This is a genomic window from Rheinheimera pacifica, from assembly GCF_024809855.1.
Classification (GTDB): domain Bacteria; phylum Pseudomonadota; class Gammaproteobacteria; order Enterobacterales; family Alteromonadaceae; genus Alishewanella; species Alishewanella pacifica_A.
Genome location: NZ_JANUEM010000005.1, coordinates 175007 through 189443, shown reverse-complemented (window position 1 = coordinate 189443; position 14437 = coordinate 175007). Strand labels below are relative to the sequence as shown.

Genomic DNA, 14437 nt, shown 5'->3' with positions numbered 1-14437 from the left:
TGAACCAGATGAAAGCTCGCATTTTCGGTTTTATGCTCTATGCTGCGCTATGTTACAGTGCACACGCTCACACTCAGTCAGCTCAACAGCTGGCTATTCAACAAGAGAGCACCAGACTAAATAATTGGTTTGAAGAAATATACCGACAGCAGCTCTCGTTTAGCCCGATGCAAATGACACGATCAGGCTCAAAACTGCACTACGACAAGCTTGATGACTTCAGTGAACAAGCTCTAATCGAGCAATATGCTTGGTTTAATAAAGTCAGCACCCATATGGTCGAGTCCTTCAATCCTCATTTGCTCGATAAAGAAAGCAAAACATCTTACGATCTTTGGCTGTATCAGCAGCAAATTATACAGCAGAGGCATATCTTTAGACATTCCGATTATATTTTTAATCAAATGTTCTCACTACACACCTCCCTGCCACAATTTATCATCACCTCTCACCGGGTTGAAAACGAACAGGATATGAGAGACTACATTAGCCGACTCAATCATCTCGGTACCGCCATCAGTCAATTGACTGCGCGGGCAGAAGCTAATAAGAAGCATGGCGTCATTTATCCAGCTTTTGCGCTACAGGCTATTGCGCAGCAAAGTCAAAACCTGATCAGCGGCCAGCCTTTTACGCAAGGTGAGGAGTCACCTTTATGGCAAGATAGCATGTCAAAAATTGCAGCGTTACAGCAGCAGGCCCTTATCAACACCGAACAAGCCCAAACCTTGATAAAAGCTGCAGAGCAAGCTTTGCTACGGCATGTTGCTCCGGCCTACCAACAATTGATAGACTGGTGTCAGGCAAGTTTGCTATTAGCTCCAAAGGTTAACACCGGTATTTGGCAGCGGCCAAATGGCAAAGACTACTATGCCTATCAGTTAGCATTTCATACCACCACTTCTATGACAGCCGAACAGATACATCAGTTGGGCTTAGACGAAGTCAGCCGCTTAACTACAGAAATGGAACAGCTTAAGCGACAGCTGAAATTTGACGGTTCTCTGGCCGATTTTTTTAATTTTATTCGCGAGGACAATCGTTTTTTCTACCCCAATACCGATCAGGGCAGACAAGCTTATCTAGCCGACTCCAGCACTTATCTGGCAAAAATGAAACAAAAACTGCCGGAGTACTTTGGTCTACTACCCAGTACAACACTTGAAGTCAGGAGGGTAGAAGCCTACCGCGAGCAAGCTGGTGCCGCCCAACATTACATGGCAGGTACTCCTGATGGCTCCAGACCAGGTGTCTACTATGCGCATCTGATTGATATGGCTGCAATGCCTAAACCGGAAATGGAAGCCATAGCATATCATGAGGGGCTGCCAGGCCATCATTTACAAATATCGGTAGCTCAGCAACTGACACACTTGCCTACCTTTCGACGCGTGGCCCGTTCTACAGTATACACTGAAGGCTGGGCACTCTATGCAGAGTTTCTGGCGAAAGAGATGGGTGCCTATCAGGAACCGTATAATGAGTTCGGTCGTTTAATGACTGAAATCTGGCGCGCGGTCCGCCTGGTGGTAGACACAGGTTTACATGCAAAACAATGGACAGAGCAGCAGGCTATCGACTATTTCCGAGCTCATACACCGATAAATGATAATGCCATTGTTGCCGAGGTACAGCGGTATCTGATGTTTCCCGGGCAAGCAACAGCATTTAAAATAGGCATGAATGAAATCTTAAGCTTACGCCAGCAAGCTGAAGCACATTTTCAAGAACGATTTGATGTCCGGGCCTTTCATGATCTGATACTAGGTGGCGCTGCACTACCGCTGCATCTGTTACGACAGCGCCTTGATGATTGGATAGCAGCTGACACTCAAACACTTAACACAACAATAGCGCATGAGCTGCCCTGACCACCTACTTGCCCCAGCATTAAGCACTAAATAAACTTTGGTGCAGCTGTTTTACTACTGCCGGGGCATCGGCATCCTGCACTAAAAAGCATAAGTTGTGCTTTGATGCGCCATGGCATATCAGCCTCATATTAATGCGCTCCAGGGTATTAAATAAATCACCGGTGACCCCTTTGCTGCTGTGTAGGTGATTACCAATTACGGCAATCAGGCTTAAGCCCTGCTCTACAGACACTTCACAAAAACTGCGCAGCTCGTTAATTGCAGGTTCTACCGAAACGCTGAAAGCACTGCTCATACCGCCTTCATCTAATGTTAGCGCTACACTGATTTCAGAGGTAGTCACTAAATCAACCGAAATCTGATGCCGGCTTAAAATATCAAACACCCGGGTTAAAAACCCAGCTGCATGCAACATGGCAGGGCTTTTAACTGTGATCAGTGTTTGGGATTTTCTGAGCGCTATAGCCCGATACGGCGGGCGCTCTTTTACCTCTTTGGCTATCCAGGTACCTCCGGCCTGTGGCTCGCGGCTGGAACCGACAAATACACCGATATTACGCCGCATTGCCGGTATTAAGGTTGCCGGGTGTAATACTTTGGCACCAAAGGTGGCCATTTCAGCAGCTTCATCAAAGCTGATTTCTTTAATGCAGCGCGCCTGCTCGGTTAAGCGTGGGTCGGTAGTAAAAATACCTACCACGTCGGTCCATATTTGTACCACTGCTGCATGTAAAGCTTCACCCAACAACGCGGCACTGTAATCAGATCCACCCCGGCCAAGCGTGGTAGTCTGGCCGATATCATCGGCGCCAATAAAGCCCTGGGTAACCACTACGTTATCCGCCAGCAAAGGGTGCAATTGTATGGCGCACAGCTCGCTAATTTGCTCTATTTGCGGCTCGCCTTTACCAAAGCGGCTGTTGGTGCGTAATACGCGGCGGGCATCAAAACACAGCCCGGCAGCGCCACGCTCACGCAATACCTGAGCAAACAACACCGAGCTTAAGCGCTCACCAAAAGATTGAATTTCATCTTTATGCGCGCCGCTGTATACCGCGCCGCCCTGTTCTATCAACTCTTTAAGAGCCGACAGCAATTGCTCAATATCAGCCGCTACGGTATCGCTGTGCTGCAAGCGGTTAAGTACGGCCAGCGTAATATGCTCAATGCCCTGATAGCAGGCATAGCGCTCGGTAATATCTGTATGTTTGGTAATATCAACCAGCAGGTTAGTTACGCCGGAACTGGCGCTAACCACCACTAAACGAATAGCCGGTTCTGCCAGAATAATGTCGGCACAACGTGACATAGCATCGAAGTCTGCGACACTGGTGCCGCCAAATTTTGCAACAATAAGTTTGGACAAGGGTGCCTCTCCTTATAAAACATAATAAGCAGAGCATGGCATTTGCTAACAGCAAAACGAGAATGGCAACAGACCGCTTGTGTAATTAACAAAGGCCAGAAGCTCTCCACCGAAATTCAGGTGACAGTCGCAAGGATTCAGCCTTAACGACCGAGAAGTGCAGCTCTATAACTGCACCTCTCTCGGCGTTAGTCCCCCCTTATTCAGGCTGCGATGTATAGACATCTGTCCTGAACTACCTGGCTAACGCACCTCTTCTGGTCTATCAGATATGATTGACGGGCGACACCTTACCTTGTTTTTATCGCTCAGGCAATAGCCTTTTAGCCGTCTAAAAAACAGTTACACAGTTAACGCCTGCTGCTGCGTCTGCCAGCGCTTACAATTGCGTGCTATGGTAGCGGTTTAAACTGAACAAATCCTTAGCCGCCGTGAAATAAATTAGTACTGCCGGTTAATTTTCCGCAGCTGCGCCATAAATTCATCCATATCGGTTTCTGAATTCGCATCGCTATGCCATTTATTATGAAACCCCAGGGTTAGCTGCACCTTGCCATTGCTAAAATACGCTTCGTAACCGTCAAAACCGGAATTTACCGTTACGCCATCCAGTTCAAAACCGGCACCAAGCTCGTTATTTATAGCCTTGCCGTGCTTTTCTATTTTGCTAAACACGCTGAATAAAAATTTAGCATCCAATTCATTTTGCATCTGTCTTTTGCTCCTGTATCTGTTGCTTTAAGAGTAACACTGGTTTGCAGCCAATACGGACAAAGGTTATAGTCCGGTCGTCTTATAAGGAGAAATATATGCAAAAGACCTTCATTACAACCGCTATCGCCCTGACATTTTCTGCTACCGCTGCAGCAAACGTTGTACAGGACGCCCCTTTGGTTTCTATCGCCAGCCACGACGCCTATTTCGACAACCTGCGCGCCCATTGCGGCAAAGCCTATGAGGGCAAAATCAGTGTCGATAACCCGCAAAGTGGAGGCTTTGAAGGCCGTTTAGTTATGCATGTGCGTAACTGTACAGACACCCAATTACAAATTCCGTTTCATGTTGGTGATGATCACTCGCGTACCTGGATTATTACTAAAACCGGTTCTGGCCTGAGTTTAAAACACGATCACCGCAAAAAAAACGGTAGCCATGACGTTTCTACCATGTATGGCGGCCATACGACAGACGCGGGCTGGCCTACAGTGCAAAGCTTTCCGGCCGATCAATATTCTAAAGAGTTGTTTTCCCGTTTAGGTAACCCGCAGTCAAATACCAATATCTGGCAGATGTATATTTACCCGCAAACCTTTAGCTACCGTTTGGTGCGTGAAGGCCGCGAGTTCAGGGTTGATTTTGATTTAACCAAACCGGTTGCTCTGCCACCAACACCATGGGGCTATAAAGACTAATACCACGGCACAGGCGACCGGTAAGCTGGTTGCCTGATTTCAGTTAGGCTAAGATAAACTGATTTTGTCCAACTGGTGCCGCCCCAATGCGCCAGATAACGAAGCAAACAACAAGAAAAACCACGGAGCCACTATGATTACCCTTTCCCGCTTTAGCGCGCTTGCTACTGCGCTGACAGCCATGGCGGTATTAACTGCCTGTTCAGAGCAACCAGCCAGCGAAAAAACAGCTGAAGTTAACTCTACTGTCGTAAGCGAAACTGAAGCTAAAAGCAGCGAATTACAGTTTACCGAAGTCAATCCGCGTTTAGGCGAATACATCAAAACACTGTCAGCAGACGAATTTCAGGGCCGCGCGCCTGCCACAAAAGGTGAAGAATTAACCGTAGCTTTTCTGGAAGACAATTTCCGCCGCATCGGTTTAAAACCTATTGATGGTGACAGCTATAAACAACCGGTATCACTGGTACAAATTGATCCGGTTTTGGTATCAGCCATGACATTAAAAGGCGATAAGTTACCGGCGCAGTTTAACTACCGCGACGATATGACAGCCTGGACCACCCAGGTAACCGAACAGGTTACAGTAACTGATAGCGAAATGGTGTTTGTCGGCTACGGCATAGTAGCGCCGGAATATGGCTGGAACGACTACGAAGGACTGGATGTAAAAGGCAAAACCGTGGTGATGTTTGTAAACGATCCGGGCTTTGCTACCCAGGACCCGGCATTATTTAACGGCAATGCCATGACCTACTACGGCCGCTGGACCTACAAGTTTGAAGAGGCAGCCCGCCAGGGTGCCGCTATGGCGCTGATTATTCATGAAACCGCACCGGCAAGCTATGGTTGGGGGGTAGTAGCACATGGCTCACCGATTAAATTTGATTTAATCAACGAAAACAAAAACATGGATCGCGCCAAAGTAGAAGGCTGGGTAACGGCAGAAGCCGCCGAAAAGCTTTTCGCTAATATTGGTACCGATTTAGCCAGCATGCATAAAAAAGCGCTGGAAAAAGATTTTGCACCGGTAGCGCTGAATGCCACCGCATCTGTCAGCATAAATAACAATCTGCGCGAGCTGGTATCCAGCAATGTGGTAGGTTATATCGAAGGCAGCAAATATCCGGACGAATACGTGCTGTATATGGCCCACTGGGATCACCTGGGGATGGACTTCTCTAACCCGAAAAACAAAGTATTTAATGGCGCTCAGGATAATGCATCCGGCACCGGCGGCTTGCTGGCACTGGCTGAATATTTCACCGAACAGGCAAAACCAGAGCGCTCAGTGGTATTTGTTGCGGTAACAGCTGAAGAACGCGGCCTGTTAGGTTCAGCCTGGTATGCCGCTAACCCGGTATTTCCGCTGGAGAAAACCGTGGTAGGCATTAATATGGACGTAATGAACGTGTATGGCCCGATGAAAGATATGGTGATTGTTGGCCTGGGTAATAACAATGCTGAAGATATTTTGATTAAGTATACCGAACAACAAGGCCGTTATGCCGTGCGTGAACATAACCCGGAAGCCGGTATCGCTTATCGTTCAGATCACTTTAACCTGTCGAAAAAAGGCGTACCAATTCTTTATGCAAAGGGCGGTAACGACCACTTTGAAAAAGGCATAGAATGGGGCAAAGCCCAGCGTGCTGAATACAATGCCTGCTGCTACCACAAGGTTAATGACGAGTGGAACGACGACTGGGATTTACGCGGCGCCCAGCAAGACTTATTCCTGTTTTATCAGGTTGGCAACGAGCTGGCTAACAGCCGTACCTGGCCAAACTGGAATCAGGGTAACGAATTTAAAGCAATACGCGATGCCTCAGCCGATGCGCGTAAGTAAAAAACTTTAAAATACCGGGGCAGCTAAGGCTGCCCTTTTTTATTACTGCTATCTTTATCCCACTGCCAGATAGAGATAACCCGGCCCAGCTGATATATTCATAATCTATTCAGTAAGTTCAGCTTACTGTCGGCTCAATCGACTAAAGGATAATCCCATGCGCTGGTGGCATAAAACACTGCTTACAAGTTTAGCGCTAGTGCTGCTGTTAGTGGCCACGGGTTACTGGTACCTGCAAAAAACGCTAGCCGCCCTGCCCGTACAAAATCTGCATTACGAGGTTAAAACCCTGTCACTGCACCAATTGCAGTTAAGCCAGCTCAGTTTCAATATTGACGCTGCAGATGTTCACGTACAGTTAAATGACATTGCAGTGAGCTGGCAGTTTCCGGCATGGTTTAGTGTGGCGCTTGATCATGTACAGTTGGGTAGCGGCAATATTACCCTTACCCGCTGGCCGCAGCCCGACACCAATACAGCAACACCATCAGAACCTGCTTTTAGCCTGCCGGAAAACTGGCAATTGCCAGCCATATTACCCGGCAGCGTTTCGCTGCAACAACTTGGTATTAACCTGCCTTGCGGCCAGAACCGCTGCAGTTATCAGCTCCAGGCTGAACTGAGCATAGAGCAACAAAAACTGCAGTACCAGCTTACTGTTGCTGATGCTGCCAGCACCGATGCAGGCAGCATCAATATCGCGCGGCTCAAACTAAGCGGTGATTATCAGACCATACAAAATCTGCCTCTGCTTAATACCCAACTTACATTGGATGACAGCGCCTGGCTTGAGCTTAGCCAGCAACTTTCAGCCCAAAACGGCATCAACGCCAGTGGCGAGTTTAAACTGGATATTGCCCCGCCTTCGCCCTGGCTACTACAACAATTTAAACTGTGGCAAATTGAGCTGCCTGCAGATGCTTTGGCACAGTTTACCGCACCGGTAACAGTACAAAGTAGCTGGCAGCTGGCACTACCAGAGCAACTCAGCCTGGCCGGCTTTAGCCAGCAAGCCAGCGGTAACTGGCAGCTAAGTGCTAACCTGCCCGCCCCGCTTAGCCTGCCGGGCATAGGCCAGTTACAAGGCACGGTAGCCGCTAAACTTGCTCTTGAGCAAGGTGAACTTAGCCAGTATCAGTTAAACAGCCAGCTAACTTTATTAAAGCCGCAGTTATCCGGTGACTTACTGCAATTGGGCCTGAATGCTGATGCGCTGCATATTACCGTTAATGCCGACGGTAAAAACCAACCACAACTTAACGCCCTGCCACTTTATGTTGCACTTAACAGCGAAGGTAAAACCGTGCTGGGCTTAACCAGCAATGTAATGCTTAACCTTACCCCGCCAATCAGTGCGCAGTTGCAACAAACTACGCTAAGCCTGAAGCAGCAGCTGTTTAACCCGGCACCCGACACTAAACTGACCGATATACAGCTTAATAGCACCTTTAACGCTTACTGGCTCTCTGACAGCTGGCAGCTGGATGTACAGCAATTAACCGCCAGTGCCGCAACCCTGAGCGCACCGGATATTCATGGCCGCAATATTAAACTCAATATCAGCCCCGGCCGGTTTAGCGGAGACGCCCGCTTCAGCCGGGTTCAATTATATAGCGATATCAACCTTAGTATGGCCGGGCTTGAGCATTCACAGTTAAAAACCCAAAGCTGGCAGTGGCAAAGTAAACTCAGGGGTGAACTTGGCGCCTTAACGCTTGACGGCCATCTAAGCAATGCAGCCAGCCTGGGGTTGAAACATCAGTTGCGTTATCAGCAGGATAAGCTTGAACTTAGCTGGCAGTTGGATGATATGTTTTTGCTGGCCGGTAACCCGCTGGCCGCAACCTTAACCGCCTGGCCCGATTTACTCGAGTTTAGCCGTGGCCGTATCGGTGGCACCGGTGAACTAACTCTGCTACCGGCAATCAGTGCCCGTGCTAATGTTAATTTGTCGGGTATCAGTGGCATTTATGATCGCAGCTTGTTTAAAGAGTTAACCACAGCACTGCAGCTACAATACCAGGCCGATACACTGCAGCTTGGTACTACTGATGCCACCGTAGCCGAAATTGAACACGGCGTAGTGGTGGGGCCGCTAAAATTAAATGCGCAATATACTGCCGGTACCGATGCCGTTACTGCCGGTAAACTGGATATACAACAATTACAGCTGCTGGCTATGGGCGGGCAGATACAGGTGCAACCGGTATTGCTGGACTTAACCCTGGCAGAGCAACAATTATTACTGGAGTTAAAACAAATAGACTTAACCCAGTTGCTGCAACAACACCCTACTACCGATCTTACCGGCAATGGCCGGATCTCCGGCACTATTCCGCTGCTGCTGGGGCGTAATGGGGCCAGCGTAAAAGATGGTAGTATTGCTGCAGAAAGCCCCGGCGGCAAGTTACAGTACCGGCCACCGACAGCGCAATCTATGGCAGCAACCAATCAGGGCATGAAAGTGGTGCTGGAAGCACTGGACGATTTTCATTATTCAGTGCTATCAAGTAATGTCAGCTATGATACCAGTGGTAAATTGTTGCTGGGCTTAACCCTGAAAGGACAAAACCCGGCGCTGGAAGCTGGCCGGGCAATAAATTTAAATATTAATTTAGAAGAAGATATACCGGCGCTGATCACCAGCCTGCAGCTTAGCAGTAAAATCAGCGATAAAATAAAGCAACGGGTGCAACAACGTTTACAACAGTCAGGCGCAAAACGCGCTAACGGAGTACAACCATGATACAACAACTTAGCGGAGCAGTCGTGCTGGCACTGTTACTGGCCGCCTGTACCCCCAAAGTGCAGGTGGCTTTACCGGCCGAACCGATTAACATTAACCTGAATGTAAAGATTCAGCACGAAATCTATATTAAAGTCGATAAACAGCTGGATGAATTGTTCAGCGATGACAGTGGTTTATTCTAAGGAGCACATGATGAAACGGTTTAATAAATTAAAACTGCTGCTGTTACCTGCGCTGTTTGCCATTAGCCTGCCGGTACTGGCAATGAACTTACAACAAGCGATGTCGGCACTGGGCCAGGCCAAAACACAAGGCCTGGTTGGCGAGCAGGCTAACGGCTATTTAGGTGTAGTTAACAACAGCGGCGACGCAGCCAATATTGTTAAACTGATTAACGACGCCCGCCGGGCTGAATACGCCAAACTGGCGCAGCAAAACAATATTGCAGTAGCCGATGTAGAAGCAATGGCAGGCAAAAAAGCCCTCGAGCGCACCAGCGCAGGGCACTATATTTTGCTTGACGGTAACTGGGTTAAAAAGCCCTGAGCCCCGGCCCTTTAAGCGTTATACATACCAAGCCGGCATCTGCAAACAAGATGCCGGAATCTGTAACTTATTGGCATAGGGCATATTTATGCCAGTAAAACCTTATATCGGCTTTGTTTGCTTGTTTTGCGCCAGTTTATACGGCGCCGGTGCGCTGCAACCACAGCAGTTTGATGCCCTGGTTAAACAAATAGAACGTGGCGAACGGCCATTTTTCAGCATTGCAGATTATCAGCAAACCCTGCTTGAACTTGAAGCCGCCCTGCCCGCCAACGATACCAAACGTACCAGCATGCTTAACCGGCTGCGCTGTACTTTGGCGTATTTTGATAAGCCAGAACAGGGTATCAGCTTTAGTGATGAAAAAATCAGCCAGGCTAAAGCAAAGCATGATTATGAAACGTTAGCCGACTATTATGTCTGCCGTTATTATCTTTACAGCCAACTTGGGCAAACCCAGCTGGCCGAACAAAATGCCAGGCTAAGCTATGATGCCGCCAGTGCCAGTGAAAACCCGCTTAGTATCGCCATTAGTTTAAGCTTGCTGGGCAGTATTGACTCTTACCGCGGCAATTATGCTGATGCTATGCAGCACTATGTCAGTGCCTACCAATTGCAGCTTAGCTTAGGGTACCGCTCTTACATCAATGATTTAGTGTTATCCATCGCTGCCACTTACCGCCGCATGGGTTTATATCAGGATGCACTGAACTATCTGGAACAGGCTGAGCAGGAATTTACTGCCCCCCAGGAGCAATTCCGCCTGGCGATGATCCTGAACGAAAAAGCCTTTTCTTATGCCGAACTGGGCCAGCCAAAGCAGGCACTCGAGCTGTTTGAACAAGCTTTGCAGGCATACCAGCAGCTGGATGAACCACTTTGGCAAACGTATATAAAAGTAAACCTGGTGTGGATATATAACCTGCTGCAACAATATGATAACGCTTCACTGTTTCACCGCCAGGCACTTGCCGAGCTGGAGAGCAGCACCGTACAGGATCACTCGTCACTAGCCACCTACAAAGGGCTATTGGCGCTGTACCACAGCGAAACCCTTGTTGCGCTGCAACAACCCGAAGATGCGCTACATCAGGTTACACTGGCAGAACAGTATCTCAGTATTGATGACAACCCACGTTACCGGCTGATGCTGTATCAGGCAAGGGCAGCGGCGCTGGCAGCAACCGGTGATGGCATTGCAGCCTACCAAATGCTGCAGCACTATGTCAGCAGTAATCAGCAGCAACAGCAGCTAGCCAGAGAGCAACAAAGTAATTTACTGCGCATCCAGTTTGACTCAGCCCGCCAACAAGAGCGCAACCAGCAACTGGCGGCAGAAAAAGCCCTGATGCAACAGCACGTCAGCACCCTGCAACTGGCTCAGCGCTGGCAATACGTTGCATTAAGCTTAATTGCCTTACTACTGCTGATTTTATTTAGTGCAGCTGTGTCATTAAAAAAACGCAACAGCAGGCTGCATAACCTTGCCATGACAGACGAGCTAACCGGTATTGCCAACCGGCGGCGTATTATGTTGCTGGCCGAGCAAGAACGGGTAAAAGCGCTTGATACCACCTTGCCACTGAGCTTTTTGAGCCTGGATTTGGATCACTTTAAACAGGTAAACGACCGTTATGGCCATGAAGCAGGCGACTTAGCCCTGCAGCAGTTTAGCCTTACTGTCAGCAGCTTATTGCGTGAGCAGGATCACTTTGGCCGTACCGGTGGCGAAGAGTTTTTGATTGTACTGCCCGATACCACACTACAACAGGCAGAGATAATAGCCGAACGTTTACGCCATGCCGTGGCAGCTATTGAGGTGAATGACAGTAAACAGCCGTTTTCTATTACCTGCAGTTTAGGTATTGCACAAAGCCGACACGATGAGTTATTAAATATTACGCTGGGCCGTGCAGATGATGCGTTATATAAAGCCAAAGCTAACGGCCGGAACAGATCCTGCCAGTAAATGTAGATATATCAGGCATAAAAAAACGGCGCCGATAACACAAGCGCCGTTTTTAAACGAATGTTTTACGCTGTTGCAGTACGCTTATTATGCGCCATAACCAGCCCTATCAAACACACTACCGCTACAACTATACCTATCGGCTTGCTGTATGTAGCAGGCAAATTCAAGCCAATACCCGCAGTAGCAATATAAGCCACCGTTATAGCTGTACCAATTACAGCCGGAACACTGGTAATCCAGTGGAACGTGCCTCTGTCAAACAGATATTTTGTTGCTAACCACAATACGCTGGTTGATAACAGCATATTCGAGAACGCGAAATAACGCCAGATCAACGAGAAATCCAGGAACGTCATCAAATAGGCAACGCCCAGTATTGGCACCGCCAACGCAAGTCTGTGCACGGTTGTTTGCGAAATTTTAAAGGCATCCATAATGGTTAGACGCAACGAACGGAACGCGGTGTCACCTGAGGTGATCGGAAAAATAGCCACGGCAAGAATAGCCATAACGCCACCGAAAATGCCAAGGTAGCTGGTCGCAATATGGTTAACCACTAAACCAGGGCCACCTTGAGCCAGCATAGCTTTTAACTCAACATAACCGCCCGGGAACGCAGCAATACCGGCCAAAGCCCAAACACAAGCCACAATACCTTCACACATCATTGCGCCGTAGAAAACCGGACGGGCATATTTTTCATTCGTAAGGCAACGGGCAATCATAGGCGATTGTGTCGAGTGAAAACCACTTATAGCACCGCAGGTAATGGTTAAAAACAGCAATGGCCAAATTGGCAAACCATCCGGATTTGGTGCTAAAAAGTCATGATCATGATGGCCATGAAAATAGGCAAAAATATCATTTACCTGAGGAAGATGCGGCGCCTCCATCAGCAATGCACCAGCAATTAATGTTGTCATAACAATCATCAGCAAACCAAATGCCGGATACAGCTTAGTGATAATTTTATCAATCGGTAGCAAGGTCGCTAAAAAGTAGTACACCAGTATTACCAATACCCAAAAGGTATTACCTGCTAAAAAAGTACCTTCAAAATAAGACAAATTACTCAATAGCCCTGCCGGGCTCATAATAAACACTACACCAACAAAGAACAGCAGCATGGCAGTAAAGACCAGCATAACGCCTTTAAACACCACGTTATAATACTTACCAGCAATTTCTGGCAAACTCTTGCCATCTTCTTTCAGGCTCATTACACCAGAAAAGTAATCATGTACTGCGCCACCAACGATATTGCCGATAACTATCCAGACAAGTGCTACAGGGCCGTATAACGCACCCAAAATAGGACCAAAAATAGGGCCAACACCGGCAACATTCAAAAACTGGATTAAAAACGCTTTAAAGGGACTAACTGCAACATAGTCAACGCCATCGTTTAAACGTTCTTGAGGCGTCTTGATATTAGGGTCTATACCGGCTTGTTTTTCAACAAAGGGGCTGTAGAACTTATAGCCTACAAGAAGTATGGCTATGCAGGCAAAGAAAATCAGCATTAGAAAATTCCTTATTATTTTAGGTACTTAGGTAAATCAACTATGACACGTGGTTAGCATTTACTTTATGATCCGGCAGAATAACACGGTATTTCCTTACTGAATACTAGCCTATAGTCGCAGATGCAGCACAGCGAAATTGACCGGCAACTGTGCTTACCCCACCAATCTCCCGGTGCTCAGGAAAAGTGCATTTCTGCAGCATATGGCAACCTTACTGGAGCAAGCCGGTTTATAGCCGGTTTGCTTATCTAACACTGCTAATCACTGGCTGCTCTCACGTAGTACAACTTTAATAACGTATTGAAAGTTATCAACTTCAGCAGAGTGCCAGAAGTTTTTGAAGTTAAATATTCTGGCTGCATCATAGCTAATTTCTAAAGTTCGGCCATCCAACCAATTAACAGCCAGATTATCAACCTTGTCAGCTGTAAAAATCGGCTCGGCATCTTTATAACTTGCACCAGAAACTACAATGTAAACTTGCTCGACATAGCCTGTGGTAGCACCACAGTTTCGGCGTATATGTACAGCGGCAGTTTTTTGTTCTTTGTCAGCAACTTGACGAATAATTTCATCTACACACGGGTCAGTGCAGGCTGATAGAAAAATGGCTATTGTTGATAAAAATAGAGTTCTCATGGTTACCTACGTTTAAAGCAGACGCGTAATACGCATCTGCTGCTTTGTGTTATGTTGCCTTAAATCTGTGTAAGTGGTCTGCGATCCATGTATTAAGCTGTTTGTTAGCCGCACATTACACCCAAATATCATTTTCTGCCGTTAGCTCACCACCCGAGTCACCTGTATTAACAACACCTCTAGGCTCTACAATCATAATTTTACATTCATTGGCGGCAGCAGGCTTATGCTCTACCCCTTTTGGTATCACAAACATTTCACCGGCATTCAAACTAACAACACCGTCCCGAAATTCAATATTCAGCGTGCCTTCAATCACAATAAAAACCTCATCTGTATCCGGGTGGTTATGCCAAACGAAATCCCCCTCTACTTTCACCAGTTTAAATTGATAGTCGTTCATTTCTGCGATAACACGAGGGGACCAGTGCTCAGAAAACTTAGAAAATTTATCTTTAAAATTTATAGCGTTAAACGTCATCTTTTATCCATACATTTATGTAC

Annotated in this window: 12 protein-coding genes and 1 riboswitch; of the genes, 7 read left to right on the top strand and 5 right to left on the bottom strand. The window is 47.4% G+C overall.

All coding sequences use genetic code 11. The features are described 5' to 3' along the window. Positions 1-8: 8 nt before the first annotated feature. Positions 9-1871: a DUF885 domain-containing protein gene (locus M2404_RS09505; RefSeq protein WP_259239487.1), complete on the top strand. Its 1863-nt coding sequence runs from the start codon at positions 9-11 to the stop codon at positions 1869-1871. 19 nt (positions 1872-1890) lie between these two features. Here the strand turns inward: M2404_RS09505 and lysC are convergent, their stop codons facing one another. Further along, complete coding sequence (lysC, locus tag M2404_RS09500) at positions 1891-3240, bottom strand: lysine-sensitive aspartokinase 3 (RefSeq protein WP_259239486.1); 1350 nt, start codon at positions 3238-3240, stop codon at positions 1891-1893. Positions 3241-3331: 91 nt separating this feature from the next. Then, positions 3332-3505: riboswitch (Lysine riboswitch) on the bottom strand. Positions 3506-3681: 176 nt separating this feature from the next. Beyond that, positions 3682-3951 (bottom strand): DUF3081 domain-containing protein, encoded by a 270-nt coding sequence (locus M2404_RS09495; protein ID WP_259239485.1) that lies wholly within the window; start codon positions 3949-3951, stop codon positions 3682-3684. Between the two features lie 98 nt (positions 3952-4049). On the opposite strand from M2404_RS09495, the gene M2404_RS09490 reads away from it, so the two are divergent. From M2404_RS09490 to M2404_RS09465, 6 genes are all read left to right on the top strand, one after another. Further along, positions 4050-4652, top strand: a complete 603-nt coding sequence (locus tag M2404_RS09490; RefSeq protein ID WP_259239484.1) for a hypothetical protein — start codon at positions 4050-4052, stop codon at positions 4650-4652. Between the two features lie 133 nt (positions 4653-4785). Then, positions 4786-6501 (top strand): M28 family metallopeptidase, encoded by a 1716-nt coding sequence (locus M2404_RS09485; protein ID WP_259239483.1) that lies wholly within the window; start codon positions 4786-4788, stop codon positions 6499-6501. A 157-nt stretch (positions 6502-6658) separates the two neighbouring features. Then, the gene (locus tag M2404_RS09480; RefSeq protein WP_259239482.1) at positions 6659-9247 is read left to right on the top strand and encodes a YdbH domain-containing protein; all 2589 of its coding nucleotides are present in this window, start codon (positions 6659-6661) and stop codon (positions 9245-9247) included. After that, positions 9244-9432 carry a YnbE family lipoprotein gene (locus tag M2404_RS09475; RefSeq protein ID WP_068235700.1) on the top strand — a complete coding sequence of 63 codons (189 nt, stop codon included), beginning with the start codon at positions 9244-9246 and terminating at the stop codon, positions 9430-9432. The genes M2404_RS09480 and M2404_RS09475 overlap by 4 nt, the downstream gene beginning before the upstream one ends. 7 nt (positions 9433-9439) lie before the next feature. Then, positions 9440-9796 carry a YdbL family probable chaperone protein gene (locus tag M2404_RS09470; RefSeq protein WP_259239481.1) on the top strand — a complete coding sequence of 119 codons (357 nt, stop codon included), beginning with the start codon at positions 9440-9442 and terminating at the stop codon, positions 9794-9796. An 88-nt stretch (positions 9797-9884) separates the two neighbouring features. After that, positions 9885-11765 (top strand): tetratricopeptide repeat-containing diguanylate cyclase, encoded by a 1881-nt coding sequence (locus M2404_RS09465; RefSeq protein WP_259239480.1) that lies wholly within the window; start codon positions 9885-9887, stop codon positions 11763-11765. A gap of 65 nt (positions 11766-11830) precedes the next feature. Here the strand turns inward: M2404_RS09465 and M2404_RS09460 are convergent, their stop codons facing one another. From M2404_RS09460 to M2404_RS09450, 3 genes are all read right to left on the bottom strand, one after another. Continuing rightward, entirely contained in the window at positions 11831-13291 is a 1461-nt protein-coding gene (locus M2404_RS09460) for a carbon starvation CstA family protein (RefSeq protein ID WP_259239479.1), read from the bottom strand. Positions 13292-13555: 264 nt separating this feature from the next. Then, complete coding sequence (locus tag M2404_RS09455; RefSeq protein WP_259239478.1) at positions 13556-13933, bottom strand: hypothetical protein; 378 nt, start codon at positions 13931-13933, stop codon at positions 13556-13558. A gap of 115 nt (positions 13934-14048) precedes the next feature. Continuing rightward, positions 14049-14414 (bottom strand): cupin domain-containing protein, encoded by a 366-nt coding sequence (locus M2404_RS09450; RefSeq protein ID WP_259239477.1) that lies wholly within the window; start codon positions 14412-14414, stop codon positions 14049-14051. Between the last annotated feature and the right edge of the window lie 23 nt (positions 14415-14437).